The sequence below is a fragment of the Nocardiopsis sp. NPDC055879 genome (assembly GCF_053615935.1).
The window spans coordinates 59,998-79,308 of record NZ_JBSHCT010000021.1; the positions used below are offsets into that span (position 1 = coordinate 59,998).

Genomic DNA, 19,311 nt, shown 5'->3' on the forward strand with positions numbered 1-19,311 from the left:
TCACATCGGCAGCCACTCGAAGCGACCGATCAGGTACACGGCGCCCACGAACGCCACGATGTCGATCACCGTGTGGGCCACCACCAGCGGCATCACCCGCCCGTAACGCAGGTAGAACCACCCGAACACCAGCCCCATCACCAGGTTCCCGAAGAACATGCCCACGCCCTGGTACAGGTGGTAGAACGCCCGCAGCACCGAGCTCGCCAGCACCGCCTTCCACGGCGACCAACCCAACTGGCCGAGCCGGTGCAGCAGGTACCCGACCACGATCACCTCCTCCAGGACCCCGTTCTTCAGGGCCTGCAGGATCAGCACCGGCATCTCCCACCAGTGGCCCTCCAGGGTGCTGGGCACGATGGTGCGGGTCAGCCCCAGCTGCCACGACACCAGGTACACGACCAGGCCACCGGCGCCGATCGCCGCCGCGAGCAGTACCCCGCTCCAGGTGTCGAACCAGGGTCGGTGCCGGTCGAAGCCCACGGTGCGCGCCGACTCCCCGGTCCGGTGCAACAGGTAGACCACCAACGCGACCGGGGCCAGGGCGAAGACCACCGCGTACAACTGGAGCGACAGGTCCAGCCAGGGTCGGTTCTCCGCGCGCGAGCGGATCAGGTTCGCTGTCTGGTCGGCCATCGACTCGGGTGCGGTGAGCACCCCGAGGAAGGTGATGGTCGCCGAGACCGCGGCGGCGCCCAGGGACAGGGCGAGCACGCACAGGATCTCCCAACGAAGCAGGGAGCGATCGGGCAGCAGGTTCGGGATCGTGGTCTCGGCCGTTACGGGGGCGGCCGGAGAAGGGGTGGGTTCGCTCGGGTGCTGGCGGGTTCTGTCGGTCACGAGTCGAATGTACCCGCGTGGCCGATGGTGCCCGTGGGAACGTGCGGGCAGGGAGCGGGGCGAGGACACCACTCCTCGCCCCGAAGATCACATCGGGGGGAAGGGGTCAGTCGTCGTCGTTGTCGTCGTCCCCGTCATCGTCTCCGTCGTCGTCACCATCGTCACCGTCACCGTCATCGCCGTCATCGCCGTCGTCCCCGTCGCCCCCGTCCTCAAGTTCGACCCCCGAGTCGTCGTCGCCTCCGTCCTCGCACGCGGCGACGCCGAAGACGGCGACACCCGCGATCGCTCCGGCCGCCAGTACACGGCGGCCGGTGGTGAGCAGATCCTCGCAAAGGTCCTCGAACTTCACAGTGACTCCAAACGGTCGGGGCGGATACAGCCGGTTCACGCATCCTTCCCGAACGGCGGAGCCGGGACCCAGCCGTTCGGGATGAACTTCCATTGAACTCGATGCCCACTCCGGCCCTGGGCACGCGGCCCGCACACGGAGAAGCCGTCGGCCATACGCGTGTGACACGGACCGCGTATGGCCGACGGCTAGGGGGAGAGGTCGTCCCGCCCCGCCCCAGCCACGAAAGCGGGGTGGGACGACCTCTGAGGAAACGAAGACCGGACTCAGTGAGCCTCTGAGAACTGGTCTTCCTCGGTGGAACCGGTGAGGGCCGTGGTGCTGGCCTCGGGGGAGATGGTCGTGCTGATGGCGTCGAAGTAGCCGGTGCCGACCTCGCGCTGGTGACGGGTCGCGGTGTAGCCCTGGGCCTCCGCCGCGAACTCGGCCTCCTGCAGCTCGACGTACGACGTCATCCCGTTCTGGGCGTAGCCCTTGGCCAGGTTGAACATCGAGTAGTTGAGCGAGTGGAAGCCCGCCAGGGTGATGAACTGGAACTTGTAGCCCATGTGGCCCAGCTCGCGCTGGAACTTCGCGATGGTCGAGTCGTCCAGGTGACGCTTCCAGTTGAAGGACGGCGAGCAGTTGTAGGCCAGCATCTGGTCCGGGTACTCGGCCTTGATGCGCTCGGCGAAGTCGCGGGCGACCTCCAGGTCCGGGGTCGCGGTCTCCATCCAGAGCAGGTCGGAGTGCGGTGCGTAGGCCAGACCACGGGCGACGCAGGCGTCGACGCCGTTGCGGAAGCGGTAGAAGCCCTCGGCGGTGCGCTCACCGGTGATGTAGGGCTGGTCGCGCTCGTCGACGTCGCTGGTGATCAGGGTCGCGGCCTGGGCGTCGGTCCGCGCGATGACCAGGGACGGGACGCCGGCGACGTCCGCGGCGAGACGGGCCGCGTTCAGGGTCTTGACGTGCTGGCCGGTCGGGATGAGGACCTTGCCGCCCAGGTGACCGCACTTCTTTTCGGAGGCCAGCTGGTCCTCCCAGTGGACGCCGGAGGCGCCGGCGGCGATCATGCCCTTCATCAGCTCGTAGGCGTTGAGGGTGCCACCGAAGCCGGCCTCGGCGTCGGCGACGATCGGGGCGAGCCACTCGGGGGCGTTGTCGTCACCCTCGGACCAGGTGATCTGGTCGGCGCGCAGGAGCGCGTTGTTGATGCGACGGACCACGGAGGGGACCGAGTTGGCCGGGTAGAGGCTCTGGTCGGGGTAGGTGTGGCCGCCGAGGTTGGCGTCGGCCGCGACCTGCCACCCGGAGAGGTAGATGGCCTTCAGTCCGGCGCGGACCTGCTGGACGGCCTGGTTGCCGGTCAGGGCGCCGAGGCTGTTGACGTAGTCCTCGGTGTGGAGCAGGTCCCACAGGCGCTCGGCGCCTCGGCGGGCCAGGGTGTGCTCCTCGGTGACCGAACCGCGCAGCTTGACCACGTCGTCGGCGGAGTAGGTCCGCTCGATGCCCGCCCAACGGGCGTTGGTCTCCCAGTCGCGCTGGAGCGCGGCGCTGGCTTCCTGACGACGAGCGCTGGTGCTCATGTTCGTTCCCGCCTTCGTGTAGTCCCCAAGGTGTTCACACCGGTCGAGGGAGGTCCTTCCAGGGCCAGGGGCTGAGCCCTGGGCGGTAAGTTCCCCGCCGGTAACTATGATTCTTAGGGAAGATCCAAGACTTTTCCACTCGAAATCGGGTGAAGATCGTTGATTCTTTCCGTAAGATGAAGTCATGGCGTACTTTGGTGCTGAAGAAATACCGTCTTTGACAGGTGACCTAGATCTCGTCACCTTTGGTCAGCGGCTCCGTCATCTCCGCCGCGCACGCGGAATGACCCTTTCCGACCTGGGTGAACGCGTGGGGCGCGCCCCCTCGCAGCTCTCGCTGCTGGAGAACGGAAAACGTGAACCCAAGCTCTCCCTCCTCACGTCCCTGGCCGCGGCCCTCGGGGTGTCCATCGAAGAACTTCTCTCCAAGCAGCCCCCGAGCCGTCGGGCACAGCTGGAGATCTCCGTGGAGGAGGCTCAGCGCGACTCCCTCTACCAAGGCCTCAACCTCCCGCACCTGAAGGTCGGGAAGAGGGTCCCCAACGACGTCCTCGAACACATCGTCGGTCTCTACGACGAACTCAAGCGGCGCCACGCCAAGCCCACCGCCACCCCGGAGGAGGCGCGTCGGGCCAACGCCGACCTGCGTCGGCAGATGCGCGAGCGCGGCAACTACTTCGAGAACATCGAGCGCGCCGCCGCCGAGACCCTCGACGCCGTCAACTACACGGCGGGACCCATCTCCCAGGGACAGATCCTCGCGATCGCCACCCACCACGGCTTCTCCCTGAAGTACGTGCAGGACCTGCCGCGCTCGGTGCGCTCCCTCACCGACCACGTCAACCGGCGCATCTACCTCAAGCGCGAGACCAGCCTGGGCATGCACAGCCCGCGCACGATCCTCCTGCAGACCCTCGGTCACGTGATCCTCGGGCACGACCAGCCCCGCGACTTCGGCGACTTCCTGCGTCAGCGGGTGGAGGCCAACTACTTCGCCGCGGCCGTGCTCATCCCCGAGACCACAGCCGTGCCCTACCTCCAAGAGGCCAAGCAGGCCCGCGACCTGTCCGTGGAGGACCTGCGCGACGTCTACTCCGTCTCCTACGAGATGGCCGCGCACCGGTTCACCAACCTGGCCCACCGTCACCTGGACCTGGTCTGCCACTTCATCCGCAACGACGAGACCGGCATCATCTACAAGGCCTACGAGAACGACGGGCTCATCTTCCCCACCGATGACTCCGGCGCCATCGAAGGTCAGCGCATGTGCCGCCAGTGGTCGGGGAGGCAGGTCTTCCAGTCACCCGACCGGTACTCGATCTACTACCAGTACACCGACAAGCCCAACGGCACCCACTGGTGCGTGGCGCACGTCGACCCCAGCCGTGAGCGCAACTTCGCCATCACCCTGGGCGTGCCCTACAAGGAGTCGCGCTGGTTCCGCGGGCGCGAGACCACCAACCGCACCAAGTCCAACTGCCCCAGCGGCGAGTGCTGCGTGCGCCCGCCCTCGGAGCTGGCCGGCAAGTGGGAGGGGAACGTGTGGCCCTCGGCCCGCGCCCACTCCCACGTGCTGTCCGCGCTGCCCGCGGGCACCTTTCCCGGTGTGGACGAACACGACGTCTACACGTTCCTGGAGAAGCACAACGTCGAGTGATCGACCGCCTTCGGCACCCGGATGACGCCAGGGGCCGGCGCCCACGCGCCGGCCCTTCGTCATGTCCGGTGCGGAGTCAGCGCAGGTCCTTGAGCGCCGAGGGGTTCAGGTCCGCGAGCGACCCGTAGCCGTCCACCGCCATGAGCAGATCCGCCTCGGCCAGCAACGACCGCAGGACGTGGACCACCCCGTCCACCCCGCCCAACGCCAGCCCGTACACGTACGGGCGGCCCACCGCGACCGTCGTCGCGCCCAGGGCCAGGGCCTTGATCACGTCCGAACCCGAGCGCACCCCCGAGTCGAAGATGATCGGCAGATCCGTGGCGGCGGCCACGTCCGGCAGGCACTCCAGCGCCGGGATACCGCCGTTGGCCTGCCTGCCCCCATGGTTGGACACGTAGATGGCGTCCACGCCCCCGTCCGCCGCGCGCCGCGCGTCGTCGGGGTGACAGACGCCCTTGACGATCAGCGGCAGGTCCGTCAACGAACGCAGCCACTCCAGGTCGTCCCAGGTCAACGGATTGCCGAAGACGCCGGCCCAGTGCGCGACCACGGCGTCGGGCGCCGCGTCCTCGCCCACGCGCTCCCGGAAGACCGGGTCGGAGGTGTAGTTGGCCAGGCAGTGGCCGCGCAGTTGCGGGAAGTTCGAGGTGGACAGGTCGCGCGGGCGCCACCCGGTGATCCAGGTGTCCAAGGTGACCACGATCCCTCGGAAACCGGCCCGCTCCGCCCGTCGAACCAGACTCTGCGCCAACTCTCGGTCCGTCGGCGTGTAGAGCTGGAAGAACCCGGGGGTGTCCCCGAACCGGGCGGCGACCTCCTCCATCGGGTCCTGCGACAGGGTGGAGGCGATCATCGGAACACCCGTCCGGGCCGCCGCCTCCGCCGTGGCCAGGTCACCGTGCCCGTCCTGCGCGCACAGACCCACCACGCCCACCGGGGCCATCATCACGGGGGAGGGCAACTCGATCCCGCACAGGTTCACCGAGGTGTCCCGATCGGTGGCGCCCACGAACATGCGCGGGTACAGGCCCCAGCGTTCGAAGGCGGTGGCGTTGGCCTCCTGGGTGTGCTCGTCGCCCGCTCCACCCGCGACGTAGGACCAGAGCGACGGCGGCAGTGCTTCCTTCGCCCTCCGCTCCAGCTCCGCGGCGGTCATGGGATACCTCGGCAGGACCCCGGTCAGTCCGTTGAGGTAGATCTCCAGCTGGTAGTCGCCGTAACGCGGTGTCATGGACGCCTCCGAGAGGGTGGGTGTGACCCGCATCATCCAAGTTGACACATGCGTGTGTCAAGAAATCCGTCGTGCCCTCAACACCGGTACGAAGACCCCCGCCACGTCCTCCGACAACTCCTCCCGGGTGCGGGAACGGTCGCTCAGCACCCAGTCGATGACCAGTTCGTTGGCCGCGCCCACCAGGGCCAGGGCCTGCTTGCCGAAGGGACGGTCCACCGACGTGCCCACCCGGACCGAGCGCCGGTACTCCTGTGTGAACAGGTCCGCGATCCGATGCCGCACCCCTCGCCGATGCGCCTCCATGACCGGGTTCACCCCCACGCTCTCCACCGAGATCACCCGGGGCCTGCGCGGGTCCTCCATGGAGAAGGAGAGATAGGCGTCGACAGCCGCCATCACCCGCACCTCCAGCGGGCCTTCGCCACCTTGCAAGGGCTCCGAGATCCGCTGCAGCGCCTCGTGCACCAGACCGTCGTAGACCGCACGCAGGGCGGACTCCCGGTCGGTGAAGTGCTCGTAGAAGTAGCGGTTGGTCAGGCCCGCCTCCCGGCAGATCCGGCCGACCGTGGCCGCGCGGAACCCTTCGGTGCCGAACACCTCCAGACCGGCCTCCAGGAGTTGCCGCCTGCGGGTCTCCTGACGTTCCCGGGGAGATTTGCCCCGCCAGGAGCGCACGAGTTCGACACGTGGTTCGCTCATGCCCCCACGCTAGACCGCCGGAGGCGGAGACGGTGTTATGCCGGTGGGCTCGTGGAGGATGGTGCCCGGAGCCGGCGTCGATGCCGGAGCCGGAGCTGATGCTGATGCCGGAGTCGGAGCTGGAGCCGGTGTCGAAGCCGAGGTCGAGGTCGAGGAAGCGCAGACCCTCGCCGAGGGGAAGGGCCACGAGAGCGTCCTCGGTGGCCTGGCCTCGCTCCCCTCGAAGTTCGCCGCCCAGGGGCGCCTTGGGCCTTTGGGTCTTGGGGTGCTCTGAAGGGGTGTGGGGTGTGTGGGTGGGGCGCCTGGGGTCGGGAGTCTTGGGGTTGTTGGGCGTTGCTCGGGTGGTTGGTGGGGCGCCTGGGGTCGAGTTCCTTGGGGTTGTTGGGCGTTGCTCGGGTGGGTTCTCCCTCCTTCCCCGCCGCGTGATTGTTGCCGCCCGCACCGCACGCGTCAAGGCGATGTCGGGTGCTCTGGCAGCGGTGTTGGTGGCCTTGACCCGTACGGCACGGGCGGCGGTTTGGCGGCTATCGGGGAAGGGGGGAGAGTGGTTGGGGTTCCAAGGGCCCTGTGGGCCTTCGGCCCACTCCGGCCGCAGGCGGCCGGATCCCTTCCCCTCCCTCTGGTGTCCTCGTTGGCCGCGTCGCCACTACGTGACGGGTCCGGTCACGAAGGGCCCGCTACAGGCCGGGCACGGGGCGGGGCGCGTCCCCGCGGTGGCCGGCTCTGGTCTTCTCAGCGATGATCTTGCTCCTAGCGCCCATTTGGGCGCTCAACATGGCGCTACGAGCAAGATCATCATGGTGGAGAGACAACACGGGGTTGATGGTGCCGGTGGGCCGGTACCGGGGGTGGCAGTGGCGCCGGTACCTGTGCTGGGGGTGGCACCGGTAGGGCGGGTGGCCGCAGTAGGGGCCGATCTCGCCAGGAGTGCTGCCGACACCCCCGATGGGAGCCACTCCGGCCCCGGAATGTGGCTCTGGGTGGGGGGTTCGCGGTGTTTCTGCCCCTGGGCATGCTGATATCCCCACAGGGCATAGGGCCCTTGGGGTCTGACACCCAACCGGGGGTGGTCTCGTCGGGGTGGTGTTCCACCTGGCGGAAGTACGCGGTGGTTAGGGGGCGGTGGCTGGGGCTGGCTCCCCCTCACCATCCCCTGACCCGCTGTCCTTTCCCGCTTCTTGGTGGTTTTGGGCGTGGTGGTGTTCCCAGATCTGCCGGTTCATCTTGGCCTGGAGCCGGTGCTTGAGCCTGTTGTGGGTCGAGCACAGGATCTGCATGTTGTCGGCGCTGGTGGCTCCGCCGTGGGAGAAGGGGACGATGTGGTCGTACTGCGACCAGCTACGCGGCACGTCACAGCCTTCGTACCACTCGCAGTAGGGCTTCTTGAACCCGGCAGCTTGGCGCACCGGGTCCGGAGCGCATCGCTGCTTTCGCCCCACATCCAGCAGAGTCCGACCCTGGGCGTCGGTCACGAACCGGCGCAGCCAACTGTCGGGGGTCAGGCGGGCCACCATCTGATCGGGGATGACCACCCCATCCTCGGTGGTGGCGGGCTCTGCGGTGCCGTCTCCGAGGAAGCGTTTGAGGGGGACGGTGATGTTGAGGGTCGCCAACGGTTGGCGGCTCAGGCTGGAGCAACCCCGATGCGTCAGAGCGGTCTCGAAGATGCGTATCATCGCGTCATAGGTGCGCTGATGCTTCGCCACGGCGGCGTTCTCCGGGCCGTACGGTTCGGTGTAAGCCTCCAGGGCGGCCTGGATGAGCTCGTTGTCGGCCCCCGGCCCCCACATCCGCAGCAAAAACCCGGACTCGAACGTGGGCGAGAACTGGGCGCCCCGGTTCTCGAACGTTTCGTCGTAGTCCCGGTCGGCCTTTTCCGGATCCAAGCGGGCCACGAACCATTTCGCCGCGTCCCGCAACTGGCGCACCGAAGCCTGCGGGCACTCCTTCTTATAGGCGATCAGCCCGTATTCCAACCGGGCCCGAAACCCCTCCACCGAAGGACGCTGGGCACGGAATTCCTCATCCGCTGCTTCGAGGACCTTCGCCCACTCGGTGGTGGCCTTTTCGGTGGAGGCGGCGATGGCGCAGGCTTCACCCAGCGACAGGGCGCTGGTTTGGAAGGCTTCTTCCACCAACGGCAGCTGTTGCTGGTACAACGCCCGGGCGAGGGTGGCAAGGCTCTTGGCCTCGGCCGGAGAGGTGCCCCACTGGTGGGTGATCCACGCTTGGATGCTGCGCTGGCCACCCTCTTCCAGCAGGGCGCCGGTGGCTTCCATGCGGGCCAGGGCGGGCAGCATCCCGTAGCGGATGCGGTCTGTTTCCTGGTTGAGGCGGCCGAACTGGGCGAGCACATCGGCTTCGCACCCGAACGGGATGTCCCGGCCGGAGAATTCCACCGCGATCTCCCGTGCACCCGCCATCGCCTTATCGACCGGGGTGTTCCCGGTCGGGCGCGGTGCGTGGGGAGGAAAGCTCATACTCTGATTATATGCGAACACCCCCAATAATGGTAGGCCTACTCGCCGGTTTATTGACCGAATTCTTGGGCTGGCATGTCTATCATGAAATGGCTGTTATTGTGGGTTATCCACAACCCCTTTTCCCTGTGGTCGGCACCACCTCTCATAGAAGTGCCTCCTCACGGTTTCGGTGGAGGGGCTCTGAAGAGAAACGATCTTGTCCGTAGCGCCATGTTGGGCGCCCAACATGGCGCTAGGAGCAAGATCATCGCTGAGAAGACCAGAGCCGGCCACCGCGGGGACGCGCCCCGCCCCGTGGCCCACCTGTAGCGGGCCCTTCGTGACCGGACCCGTCACGTAGTGGCGACGCGCTCAACGAAGACACCAGGCAGAAGGGAAGGGATCCGGTCGCCTGCGGCCGGACCGGGCGAAGCCCGGGGCCGTTGGGGACCTCAACCACTCTCCCCCCTTCCCCGATAGCCGCCAAACCGCCGCCCGTGCCGTACGGGTCAAGGCCACCAGCTCGATCGCTACAGGACTCAACATTGCCTTGACGCGTGCGGTGCGGGCGGCAACAATCACGCGGCGGGGAAGGAGGGAGAACCCACCTCCACCCCGCCCAACAACCCCAAGACTCCCGACCCGAGGCGCCCCACCAGCACTCCAACACTCCGGCACTTGATCGACCAGAGTGTGAGCCATGCCAGAACGCAGAAAGCCCCGAGCTCCCCATACGCCCGGGGCCGTTCCACAGTTCTACAGTCCTGCTCTCCTACTCTCCTACCTTTCTGCTCTTCTGCCCTTGCGACCTTCTGTCCTTTTTCTGTCCTTTTTCTGTCCTTTCCGCCTTCCGCCCTTCCCCGCTCGAAGGCCCTAGTTGATCAGTCCCAAGAAGGTCGGCAACCACAGGGAGAACTGCGGGACGAACACCACCAGGAACAACGCGACCAGCAGCGCCACGAAGAACGCCCACAGGCGGCTGATCACCGGTTCGATCCGCAGACGTGCCACCCTCGCACCCACGAACAGCACGTTCCCCACCGGTGGCGTGATCACCCCCAGGGACAGGTTCATCACGACCATCACGCCGAAGTGCACCGGGTCGATCCCGAACTCCTGCACGATCGGCAGGAAGATCGGCACGAAGATGAGGATCGCCGGGGTCGGGTCCATGAAGGTGCCGATGACGAGCAGGACGATCATCATCAGCAACAGGATGACCACGTCACTACCGGTGAACCCGAGGACGAAGCCGGAGATCACCTCCGGGATGCGCGCGAACGACATGACGAACGCCAGCACCGTGGACACCCCGACCAGGAGCATCACGATGGCGGTGGTCCGACCGGCGTCCATGAGGATCTGCGGCAGGTCCGTGAACTTGATCGACCGGTAGATCGCCGAGAGCACCAGGCAGTACACCACGGCGATGGAGGCCGACTCGGTGGCGGTGAAGAACCCGCTGAGGATCCCGCCCACCACGATGACGATCATCAGCAGGGATGGCACCGCGCGCCAGATCACGACCAGGCCCTGGGCTGGGCTCACCCGCTCCTCTGTGCGCAGTCGCCCGGGCCGGCGGCGCGCGTGCAGGTACACCACGACCATGCAGGCCAGGATCCACAACAACCCCGGCACCAGACCGGCCATGAACAGCGCGGCGATGGAACTGCCCGAGACCAGCGCGTAGACGATGAAGGTGTTGGACGGGGGGATCAGCATCCCCGCGGGCGCCGAGGCGATGTTCACGGCGGCGCCGAACCGGCGGTCGTAACCCTCCTGGGCCATGCGCGGGCCCATCACCGTGCCCACGGCGGCGGCGGAGGCGACGGCCGCGCCGGACACCGACCCGAACAGGCCGTTGGCCACGACGTTGGTCTGGGCCATGGAGGCCGGCATGCGCCCCGTCACGACCTTGGCGGCGTCCACCAACCTTCCGGCGATCCCCCCGTTGTTCATGATGACGCCCGCCAGGACGAACAACGGGATCGCCAGGAGTGGGAACGAGTTGATGCCGGAGAACACCTGTTGAGCGCTGACCAGGGCCGCCTGTTCGAGTCCGACGAGCGGGATGGCGGCCAGGAACGCCGACAGACCGATGGCCACGGCGATCGGTACGGACGAGGCGATACCGATGATGATGCCGACCAGGAGAATGAGTCCGGCCAGGGCTGCGGGATCCATCAGGTGTCCTTTCCGGTGCTGTTCTCGGACCCGTCCACGCCCTCGTCCTCGGGGGAACCGGGCGAACCGGGGGACCGGTCGACCTCCGTCAGCAGCACGCTGTCGGGGACGTACTTCTCTTGCCGGATCTCGGGGTCGTCCTCGGCGACGTCGGTGTACGGTTCCTCCGCACCCGTCAACAGGCCTCGGACGTGGTGCAGGGCGTAGAACGTCACCAGCACACCGGTGATCGGCATCGCCAGGTACATGTGCCCGTAGGTGAAGGGCAGCGCGCTCAGCTGTTGACTCCACGCGTTCTGCGCCGCGGCCCAACCGCCCCAGACGAGGATGATCAGGGCGAAGGCCAAGACGACGAGCTGTACTCCGACGGCGACGGACCTTTCGATCCCCGCCGGGGTCCTACGGGCGAGGTACTCGACGGCGATGTGACCGCGTTCGCCGAACACGTACGCCGAGGCGAACAGACCCAGCCACACGAAGGACATTCGAGCGCCCTCGTCGGTCCAGGTCGCGGGGTCGCTCAGGACCTGGCGGCTGAACACCTGCCACACGACGATCACCGTCAGCAGTGCGAAGAGCACGACGACGATCCAGTAGAGACAGGTGTCGAGGAACTTCTTCAACGACTCCACGGAAACCTCCGATCGGGGGTGCGGGAACTGCTGCGACGCTTCACTGCGCGGCCTCGCGCGCGGCGTCGTGGAGTTCTCGCTGGGTGTCGGTGACGACGAACTCCTCGACGAGGCCGTCCAGCGCCTCGGCGAACGAGGCCTCGTCCACCTGGTGGAACTCGGCGCCGTCGGCCTCGGCGCCCGCGATGGCCTCCTCCGTGGCCTCGGCCCACAGCACGGCGTGCTCTTCGTAGGCGGCCGTCCACCCCTCGTCGAAGGCGGCGCGCTGTTCGTCGTTCAATCCGGCCAGCGCGTCGGAGTTGATGATCAGGTAGTCCAGACCGATCAGGTGTTCGGTGTAGGACCAGTACGGAGCCACCTCGTAGTGGCGTTGGGTGAAGTAGGAGACCTCGTTGTTCTCCGCCGCGTCCACGACCCCCGCCTGGAGACCGGTGTAGAGCTCGCCGTATACCATCGGTGCGGCCGAACCTCCGAGCGCTTCGGCGATGGCCACGTTGAGCGGGGACTCCTGCACCCGGATGTTGGCGCCGGCCAGGTCGTCGGGCGTCTGGACGGGGCCGTCCGCCGTGTACACGCTGCGGGCGCCCTGGGTGAAGCCGCCCACCACCGTCAGGTCGTGGTCCTCGTCCAGGGAGGAGTACAACTCACCGGTGATCTCCGGGTCGTGGACGACGTCCATCTGGTGGTCGATGTCGTCGAAGACCCTGGGCACGTTGAACGCGATGAAGTCCTTGTTCAGGTTCTCCAGCTGGGCGCCGGAGACGATGGCCATGTCGACGGCCCCGCTCGCCACGAGTTGCAGCACCTCGGCCTGCCCGCCCAACGTCTCGTTGGGGTAGATGTCGAGGTTCAGTCCGTCGGTGTTCTCCCGCAGGTGGTCGCCGAAGTGGTCCAGCGCGGTGAACGAGGGGTGTTCCTCCGACTGGTTCAGGGCCAGCCGCAGGGACCGTTCACCTCCGGGGCCACTGGATTCGGCGCCGCCCCCGCAGGAGGCCAGCACCAGGGTCGTCGCCACGGAGGCGGCGGCGACCAGGCACGTTCTGCCATGTGTGCGCACTGTCGGTTTCCCGTCCTTGGTCGCTTCGTGCCGGTGGCGTTCGAAGATCTCAGTCATGGTCGGTCACCCTCGAACCGCGCAGCAGGAGCAGGATCCCACCGGCCAGGACCAGGGCCACGGTCCCCCAGAGGAACCAGGGCGACGACAGGCCGGCCTTCTCCTCGTAGGTCAGACCGAAGCCGTATTCGTAGAGGGCGCCGTCGTCGGTCTCGGCGTAACCGGGCGCGTCGCTGTCCTGCTGCGTGATGGCCTCGGGGGTGCCGGCCAGGGCGAAGGGCATCCGTCCCTGGGGCGCGTGGTCCCCGGACAGCACGTCCATCAACGCGGTGTCGCCCACCCCGAACCCGGCGACGATGGCACCGGCGTCACGGAGTCCGCTCTCCTCGTCCAGGACGTAGGGCTGGCGGAAGTACACGTGAAGGATCACCCTGCTCGGGCCCTCGACCTCGGCCATGACCTCGCGCACCGACTCCAGGGACGGTTCGACCACCCAGGAGTCGGCTTCGGACATGCCGGTGAAGTCCAGTACGGACGACTCCCAGGGGTAGGAGCCCCCGAACCCGAGACCGTCGTCGGTGCACTCCGGGGCCCCCGACGTCACGCAGGCGTCGGCGGCGCCGTAGGGGCTCTGGCCGTCCAATCCCTCGATACCGTCGATCACGCCGGGGTTGACGTGGTCCTCGTCGAGACCGAGTTCCTCGTCGTCGCTGACGTAGTCCTCGGCTTCGGTGCGGGCGGTCAGCGAGATGATCGCGTAGTCGCTGTCGGCCGCACTGGGCCGCTCCTCGTCCTCCTCGACGTTTCCACTGGTCACGTCGTGTCCGTAGGAGGCGACGACGTCCTCGTCGAAGTCTCCCAGCAGGTACAGGCTCGACCCGTCCGCCAACGGCAGGGTGGGGCCGTCATCGGTGGTCTCGTTCTGGAGCAGGACCAGGGAGTCGCGTTGCGTCTCCAGGCCGATCTCGCGGTTCTCCTCGGAGCCGATCGTGGCCGTGGCGACCTCCGGGTCGACGTAGGGGTTCTCGAACAGACCCATCAGGAACATGGGGGTGAGCAGCCGTTCGGCCGCCAGTTCGACCCGTTGCTGCGTGACGAGTCCTTCGTCGACCAGGTCGAGGATGACCTGGACCTCGTTGAACCCCGAAAGCGTGTCCGTGCCGGAGTTGATGGCGGCGGCGACCCTTTCCGGAACGGTCGCCTCCTCCAGCCCCCAAGCGCGGTCGTTGATGATCCCGGTGTCGGAGTTGACGTATCCGGAGAATCCCATTCGTTCGCGCAGGAGTTCGTCGACGATGTCGTCCGAGAAGGCGAAGCCCACCTCGTCGAATTCCTGTCCCTCGTGTGAGACGTCGACCGGAACCCCGTAATAGGGCATGATCGAGGAGACGCCCGCGTCGATGGCGGTCTCGAACGGCAGAAGGTGCTCGGCGAAACCGTCGGAGGGGTACACCTGGGACTTGCCGAAGGAATAGTGCGGGTCCAGTCCCAATTGCTGCGGGCCGCCCCCGGGGAAGTGTTGGAGGGTGAGCGCCACGGAACTGTCCGGGCTCAGCGAGACACCGTCCTGGACCGGTCCCTGAAGCGATTCCACGAGCGTGCCCATGACCGCGGAGGCGTGTTCGGCGTCCTCGGTGAAGGTCTCGTGCGTGCGGTACCAGCGCGGTTCCGTGGACAGGTCGGCCATGTAGCCGTACATCCCACGCAGACCGATCGAACGCCACTCCTGGCCCATCACGTGGGAGAAGTCCTCCACCATGGCCATGTCGCCGGTGGTCGGCTCCTCCCCGGTGGTGGCGGCCTCGGCGCCGAGCGAGGCGGCCGAGATCCCGGCCTCCTTGGGGAAGGAGGTGAACGTACCGACGGACTCGTTGATGCCCGCACGCGCGTCGGGGTCGATGTGGTTGCGGGCGTTGGACTTGAACAACGCGGGGATGCCCAGGCGCGTGGACTCGCTCATCTCCTGGACGGAATTGGTGAAATCGGCGGCCTCTTCCGGGGTGACGCTGGTCGAGGCGTTGAATCCGGCTTCGGATTCACCGCATTCGGCTTCATCGGGGCTGGTCACGGTATTTCGGAAGACGAATCTGTGCATGTGCTGGTGATCGACGTAATCGTCGGCGAGAGGGGGCACGGTCCCGCGTTCTCCGTCGACGCATTCGGCGTTGAGGGTGTCGATGAGCATGAGCCCGGCCATCTCTTCCAGGTCCATTTTCCCGACGAGGTCGTCGACCCTTTCCTCGACCGGCAGGCGCCAGTCCTCATAGGGGTCGAGTTCTCCGTCGTCGTCCAGGTCCCGGAAGTCGGCGCCGTCGACATCGATCACGTCCTTGACGCGTGACTCCACCTGGGGGTTCTCGTCCGCGGCGGCGACGTCCGGCACGGTGGCCGGCCCGAGGGCGACCGCCAGGGCGAGTGGGATCGCCAGGGCGGTAACGCGTGGGCCGGAAGTGCGCTGACGAGGGGATTCGGTCATGTCGTGAACTTCCAATCGGGGTGGTGTGCTCAGAGTCACACCGGCCTACGGGCCCGGCAAGAAGTTGCCATATGTTGGCGTGCGCTCCACCTCGACGCCCCTCGGCGGCCCATCGTCGGGGGCTCGATCGGCGCACCGATCGAGTGCCACGGCGACCGCGATAGGTTGTGCGCATGTCAGGTGAGGTCTGCGGGAACGACGACCCGGTCGAGCGGCGCCCACCCACGATCTACGACGTCGCCGAGGCCGCCGGGGTCTCGCCGTCCACGGTCTCCCGCGCCTTCTCCCGACCGGGCAGGGTCAACGCCGAGACCGCCGAACGCATCAGGCGCGTGGCCCACGACCTGGGCTACCGGGTCAACCCCCTGGCGCGGTCGCTGCCCGTCGAACGCACCTCGATGTTGGCCCTGGTGGTCGCCGACGCCACCAATCCGTTCCACTTCGACATCATCCGGGGCGCGCAGGACGCCGCCACCAAGGCCGGATACACCGTGCTGCTCACCGACACCCGAGAGTCGGACCTGCTGGAACGCCAGGCGCTGGAACGCACCCTGCCGATGGTCGAGGGCATCGTCCTGGCCAGTTCTCGCATGTCGGACTCCACGATCCGGGTGACCGCCAAACAACGACCGATGGTCGTGCTCAACCGGGTGGTGACCGGGGTGCCGAGCGTGGTGACCGACATCAGTAGCGGGGCCCGCCGCGCCATCGACCACCTGCGCGGACTCGGACACGACAGGTTCACCTACGTCGCCGGCCCGGAGGCGTCCTGGACCGACGGGATGCGCTGGCGGGAACTGCGCGAGGCCGCCCGGGGCGCGGGCCCGAAGGTGCGCCGGATCGGGCCCTTCCCCCCGACCCTCGAAGGGGGAGTGGAAGCGGGGCGTGCGCTGCGCCGCGAACCCACCAGCGCCGTGATCGCCTACAACGACCTGCTCGCCATCGGCCTCATGGGCGAACTGCTCGGGCACGGCCACCGGGTCCCGGAGGACTTCAGCGTCATCGGGTTCGACGACATCTTCGGCGCCCAGCTGGTCACACCGGGGCTGACCACCGTCGCCGCCCCGCTCTACCAGATCGGTTCCACGGCGGTGGGCCACCTGTTGGCGGTGCTCAACGGCGCCCGACCCCAGACCGAGACCCCGCTGGTGGTGCCCACCTCGCTGATCCGTCGCCGCTCCACGGGACCCCACGGAGCCGACCCGGTGGCGTGACGCCGGCCGTCCAGGGCAACTCACGGCAACTCGTTGCCGTCCGTGTGAGGTGGGCCTCAGCATGTGGCCATGACATCAACCGCGCCCCTGGCACCGCACCCGGATCGTCTGCTGCCCACGGATCCGTCGGTCCGGTCGATCGCGCGACGGCTCTACCGGCACGTGCGCGAACTCCCGATCCTCTCCCCGCACGGGCACGTCGATCCACGGCTGTTCGTCGAGGACGCGGCCTTTTCCGATCCCGCGACGCTGCTGGTCACCAAGGACCACTACGTCACCCGGATCCTGCACGCCGCCGGGTTCTCCCTCGACGAGCTCGGCGTGGGGCGGGACGATCTGACCGAAGCCGAGTCGCGGTCGATCTGGCGCGCCCTGTGCTCACGGTGGGACGTCCTGCGGGGCACACCGTCCCGGTACTGGCTGGAGTCCGAGCTGTCGGAGATCTTCGGGGTCGAGCAACGGCCCTCGGCGGCCACCGCCGACGCGATCCACGACCGGATCGCGGAGTGCCTGGCCAGGGACGAGTTCCGGCCTCGGGCGCTCTTCCGGAGCTTCGGCGTGGAGGTGCTCGCCACCACCGACGACCCCGCCGACGACCTGCTCGCGCACCGCTCGCTGCGCGAGGACCCCACGTGGAACGGGCGCGTCATCCCCACCTTCCGGCCCGACCGTTACCTGGAGGCCGGCCGACCCGGATGGGTCGAGGACGTGGACCGGCTCGGCGAGGTCGCCGGGATCGACACGGGCGACCACACCGGATACGTCAGGGCCTTGGAGGAGCGCCGCCGCCGCTTCGTCGAGCTCGGGGCGACCTCGGCCGACCACAGCCACTTCGACGTGCGCACCGACCCGCTCGACGCGGGCGAGGCCGAACGGATCTACCGCGCCGCCCGCACCGGTACGGCCACACCGGAGGAGACCACGGCCTTCCGGCGTCACATGCTGCTGGAGATGGCCCGCATGTCCACCGAGGACGGTCTGGTCATGACCCTCCACCCGGGAGTGCGGCGCAACCACCACACACCCACCTTCCGGGCCCACGGACCCGACACCGGCCACGACATCCCCGTCCGGGCGGAGTTCACCGAGGCGCTGCGCCCCCTGCTGGAGCGCTACGGAACCCACCCGAACCTCCACCTGGTCCTGTTCACCCTGGACGAGACCACGTTCTCTCGTGAGATCGCCCCGCTGGCGGGCTTCTACCCGTCCGTGTACGCGGGCGCCCCCTGGTGGTTCCTGGACGCGCCCGAAGCGGTGCGCCGGTTCCGCGGTGCCGTGACCGAGACGGCCGGGTTCACGCGCACGTCCGGGTTCATCGACGACACCAGGGCCTTCTGCTCGATCCCGGCCCGGCACGACATGTCCCGCCGCCTGGACAGCGGATACCTGGCGGGGCTGGTCGCCGAACACCGGTTGGCGGAGGACGAGGCCGCCGAGGTCGCGGTGGAGCTGTGCACCACCATCCCTCGGGGGGTGTTCAAGCTGTGAACCCGTCCAAGGAAGGGGCGGACACGACCGCACGCACCCTCACCCGCGCCGGCCGGCCCGACCTCGAACCCGCACCGGTCCGCATCGTGCACCTGGGCCTGGGCAACTTCTTCCGCGCGCACCTGGCCTGGTACACCCACCACGCCCCGGGGCGCTGGGGCATCGCCGCCTTCACCGGACGCCGGGACGGACCCGCCGACGCGCTGCGGCCACAGGAGGGGCTGTACACACTCGTCACCCGACACGAGGACGGCGACCGCTTCGAGGTCGTGGGCAGCGTCTCCGCCGTCCACTCGGCCGCGGACCACGCCTCGTGGCTGGGCTACTTCCGCTCACCCGACCTGGCCGTGGTCACCTCCACGGTCACCGAGGCCGCCTACCTGCACGTCCCCGGCATCGGACTCGACGTCGACCACCCCGGAGTACGCGAGGACGTCGAGACCCTGCGGCGCGACCCGACGGCCCCGGTCTCCACCGTGCCCGCACGGCTTCTGGCCGGGCTCGCCGCCCGCGCACGCGCCGGGCTGGGGCCGATCACCCTCGTGCCCTGCGACAACCTGCCCCACAACGGCTCCGTTGTCCGCACCGTCGTCCGCGACATGGCCGCGCTCGTGGACCCCGATCTGCTCCCCCTGGTGGAGCGGACCGCCGTCTACGCCACCACCGTGGTCGACCGCATCACCCCGCGCACCACCGACGAGGACCGCGACGCGGTCCTGGCCCGGACCGGGGCGCGCGACGCCTCCCCGGTGGTCACCGAACCGTTCACCCAGTGGGTGATCGGCGGTGAATTCCCGGCCGGACGCCCGGACTGGGAGTCCACCGGAGCGGTGATCACCGACGACGTCACCCCCTACGAACAGTGCAAACTCACCCTGCTCAACGGCGGACACTCCCTGCTGGCCTACGCCGGGAGCGCTCGCGGACACACCACGGTCGCCGACGCCGTGGACGACCCGGTCTGCCTCGGTTGGCTGCGGGAGTGGTGGGAGGAGGCCCGCCCCCACCTCGACCTGCCCGAGGAAGAGATCGGGGACTACCTGGACGCGCTCCTGCGGCGCTGGTCCAACCCGAGGATGCGCCACCTGCTGGCGCAGATCGCCGCGGACGGGTCGGTGAAGCTCCCGGTCCGGATCCTGCCGACGGTGCGGGCCGAACGCGCGCGGGGACGCATACCTCGGGCGGCGTCTCGGGTCCTGGCCGCCTGGGTATGCCATCTGCGCGGCTTGGGCGCACCGGTCTCCGACCCCCGCTCCCAGCCGGCACGAAAGGCGGCCGCCGGCCCGGTCGACGAAGCCGTCCCCCGTGTCCTGGCCCTCCTGGACCCCTCCCTGGCACACGACACCACCCTGGCCGCCGAGGTCGCGCGCCGCGTCGAGGAACTCGACGCCGCTTCGTGAGCGCACACCGCCCCGGTCGCCCACACCACCCCGAACCGAACGAGGAACCGA

15 protein-coding genes are annotated in these 19,311 nt (G+C 68.2%); 5 read left to right on the top strand and 10 right to left on the bottom strand.

The window, feature by feature from the left end:
• The 3 genes from ACWGKS_RS23425 to aceA all read right to left on the bottom strand — a co-directional run bounded on the left by ACWGKS_RS23425 (nucleotide 1) and on the right by aceA (nucleotide 2,757).
• Nucleotides 1-840, bottom strand: a complete 840-nt coding sequence (locus ACWGKS_RS23425) for a CPBP family intramembrane glutamic endopeptidase (protein ID WP_358506423.1) — start codon at nucleotides 838-840, stop codon at nucleotides 1-3.
• Between the two features lie 106 nt (nucleotides 841-946).
• Nucleotides 947-1,192, bottom strand: a complete 246-nt coding sequence (locus tag ACWGKS_RS23430; protein ID WP_358506426.1) for a hypothetical protein — start codon at nucleotides 1,190-1,192, stop codon at nucleotides 947-949.
• 266 nt (nucleotides 1,193-1,458) lie between these two features.
• On the bottom strand, nucleotides 1,459-2,757 hold the full coding sequence (aceA, locus tag ACWGKS_RS23435) for an isocitrate lyase (protein WP_358506429.1): 1,299 nt from the start codon (nucleotides 2,755-2,757) through the stop codon (nucleotides 1,459-1,461).
• A gap of 217 nt (nucleotides 2,758-2,974) precedes the next feature.
• Between aceA and ACWGKS_RS23440 the strand changes: the two genes are divergently transcribed.
• Complete coding sequence (locus tag ACWGKS_RS23440) at nucleotides 2,975-4,414, top strand: helix-turn-helix domain-containing protein (protein WP_358506431.1); 1,440 nt, start codon at nucleotides 2,975-2,977, stop codon at nucleotides 4,412-4,414.
• A gap of 76 nt (nucleotides 4,415-4,490) precedes the next feature.
• On the opposite strand, the gene ACWGKS_RS23445 is transcribed toward ACWGKS_RS23440, so the two are convergent.
• Together ACWGKS_RS23445 and ACWGKS_RS23450 are read right to left on the bottom strand one after the other, a co-directional pair.
• Nucleotides 4,491-5,648, bottom strand: a complete 1,158-nt coding sequence (locus tag ACWGKS_RS23445; RefSeq protein WP_358506434.1) for a lactate 2-monooxygenase — start codon at nucleotides 5,646-5,648, stop codon at nucleotides 4,491-4,493.
• Nucleotides 5,649-5,705: 57 nt separating this feature from the next.
• Entirely contained in the window at nucleotides 5,706-6,350 is a 645-nt protein-coding gene (locus ACWGKS_RS23450) for a TetR/AcrR family transcriptional regulator (protein WP_358506437.1), read from the bottom strand.
• Nucleotides 6,351-6,387: 37 nt separating this feature from the next.
• Here ACWGKS_RS23450 and ACWGKS_RS23455 point away from each other — a divergent pair, with 37 nt between their 5' ends.
• Nucleotides 6,388-6,624 carry a hypothetical protein gene (locus ACWGKS_RS23455; RefSeq protein WP_358506440.1) on the top strand — a complete coding sequence of 79 codons (237 nt, stop codon included), beginning with the start codon at nucleotides 6,388-6,390 and terminating at the stop codon, nucleotides 6,622-6,624.
• 838 nt (nucleotides 6,625-7,462) lie between these two features.
• Here the strand turns inward: ACWGKS_RS23455 and ACWGKS_RS23460 are convergent.
• From ACWGKS_RS23460 to ACWGKS_RS23480, 5 genes are all read right to left on the bottom strand, one after another.
• Nucleotides 7,463-8,830, bottom strand: coding sequence for an HNH endonuclease signature motif containing protein (locus ACWGKS_RS23460; RefSeq protein WP_358506443.1), 1,368 nt, complete (start codon nucleotides 8,828-8,830; stop codon nucleotides 7,463-7,465).
• Nucleotides 8,831-9,685: 855 nt separating this feature from the next.
• The gene (locus ACWGKS_RS23465; RefSeq protein ID WP_358506446.1) at nucleotides 9,686-10,996 is read right to left on the bottom strand and encodes a TRAP transporter large permease; all 1,311 of its coding nucleotides are present in this window, start codon (nucleotides 10,994-10,996) and stop codon (nucleotides 9,686-9,688) included.
• The gene (locus ACWGKS_RS23470; protein ID WP_358506449.1) at nucleotides 10,996-11,628 is read right to left on the bottom strand and encodes a TRAP transporter small permease; all 633 of its coding nucleotides are present in this window, start codon (nucleotides 11,626-11,628) and stop codon (nucleotides 10,996-10,998) included. The genes ACWGKS_RS23465 and ACWGKS_RS23470 overlap by 1 nt, the downstream gene beginning before the upstream one ends.
• Before the next feature lie 40 nt (nucleotides 11,629-11,668).
• Nucleotides 11,669-12,742 carry a TRAP transporter substrate-binding protein gene (locus ACWGKS_RS23475; RefSeq protein ID WP_358506452.1) on the bottom strand — a complete coding sequence of 358 codons (1,074 nt, stop codon included), beginning with the start codon at nucleotides 12,740-12,742 and terminating at the stop codon, nucleotides 11,669-11,671.
• Complete coding sequence (locus ACWGKS_RS23480) at nucleotides 12,735-15,158, bottom strand: glycoside hydrolase family 3 N-terminal domain-containing protein (protein ID WP_452524055.1); 2,424 nt, start codon at nucleotides 15,156-15,158, stop codon at nucleotides 12,735-12,737. The genes ACWGKS_RS23475 and ACWGKS_RS23480 overlap by 8 nt, the downstream gene beginning before the upstream one ends.
• Before the next feature lie 173 nt (nucleotides 15,159-15,331).
• On the opposite strand from ACWGKS_RS23480, the gene ACWGKS_RS23485 reads away from it, so the two are divergent.
• The 3 genes from ACWGKS_RS23485 (at nucleotide 15,332) to ACWGKS_RS23495 (ending at nucleotide 19,260) form a co-directional block, all read left to right on the top strand.
• The gene (locus ACWGKS_RS23485) at nucleotides 15,332-16,372 is read left to right on the top strand and encodes a LacI family DNA-binding transcriptional regulator (RefSeq protein ID WP_358506457.1); all 1,041 of its coding nucleotides are present in this window, start codon (nucleotides 15,332-15,334) and stop codon (nucleotides 16,370-16,372) included.
• A gap of 69 nt (nucleotides 16,373-16,441) precedes the next feature.
• The gene (gene uxaC, locus ACWGKS_RS23490) at nucleotides 16,442-17,860 is read left to right on the top strand and encodes a glucuronate isomerase (protein WP_358506459.1); all 1,419 of its coding nucleotides are present in this window, start codon (nucleotides 16,442-16,444) and stop codon (nucleotides 17,858-17,860) included.
• The gene (locus tag ACWGKS_RS23495; RefSeq protein ID WP_358506462.1) at nucleotides 17,857-19,260 is read left to right on the top strand and encodes a mannitol dehydrogenase family protein; all 1,404 of its coding nucleotides are present in this window, start codon (nucleotides 17,857-17,859) and stop codon (nucleotides 19,258-19,260) included. The genes uxaC and ACWGKS_RS23495 overlap by 4 nt, the downstream gene beginning before the upstream one ends.
• The last annotated feature ends 51 nt before the right edge of the window (nucleotides 19,261-19,311 follow it).

Coding starts and splice junctions, on each gene's coding strand:
- aceA (WP_358506429.1), bottom strand. CDS start 2,757: ATGAGCACCAGCGCTCGTCGTCAGGAAGCCAGCGCCGCGCTCCAGCGC.
- ACWGKS_RS23445 (WP_358506434.1), bottom strand. CDS start 5,648: ATGACACCGCGTTACGGCGACTACCAGCTGGAGATCTACCTCAACGGA.
- ACWGKS_RS23450 (WP_358506437.1), bottom strand. CDS start 6,350: ATGAGCGAACCACGTGTCGAACTCGTGCGCTCCTGGCGGGGCAAATCT.
- ACWGKS_RS23455 (WP_358506440.1), top strand. CDS start 6,388: ATGCCGGTGGGCTCGTGGAGGATGGTGCCCGGAGCCGGCGTCGATGCC.
- ACWGKS_RS23460 (WP_358506443.1), bottom strand. CDS start 8,830: ATGAGCTTTCCTCCCCACGCACCGCGCCCGACCGGGAACACCCCGGTC.
- ACWGKS_RS23465 (WP_358506446.1), bottom strand. CDS start 10,996: ATGGATCCCGCAGCCCTGGCCGGACTCATTCTCCTGGTCGGCATCATC.
- ACWGKS_RS23475 (WP_358506452.1), bottom strand. CDS start 12,742: ATGACTGAGATCTTCGAACGCCACCGGCACGAAGCGACCAAGGACGGG.
- ACWGKS_RS23480 (WP_452524055.1), bottom strand. CDS start 15,158: ATGACCGAATCCCCTCGTCAGCGCACTTCCGGCCCACGCGTTACCGCC.
- ACWGKS_RS23485 (WP_358506457.1), top strand. CDS start 15,332: ATGTCAGGTGAGGTCTGCGGGAACGACGACCCGGTCGAGCGGCGCCCA.
- uxaC (WP_358506459.1), top strand. CDS start 16,442: ATGACATCAACCGCGCCCCTGGCACCGCACCCGGATCGTCTGCTGCCC.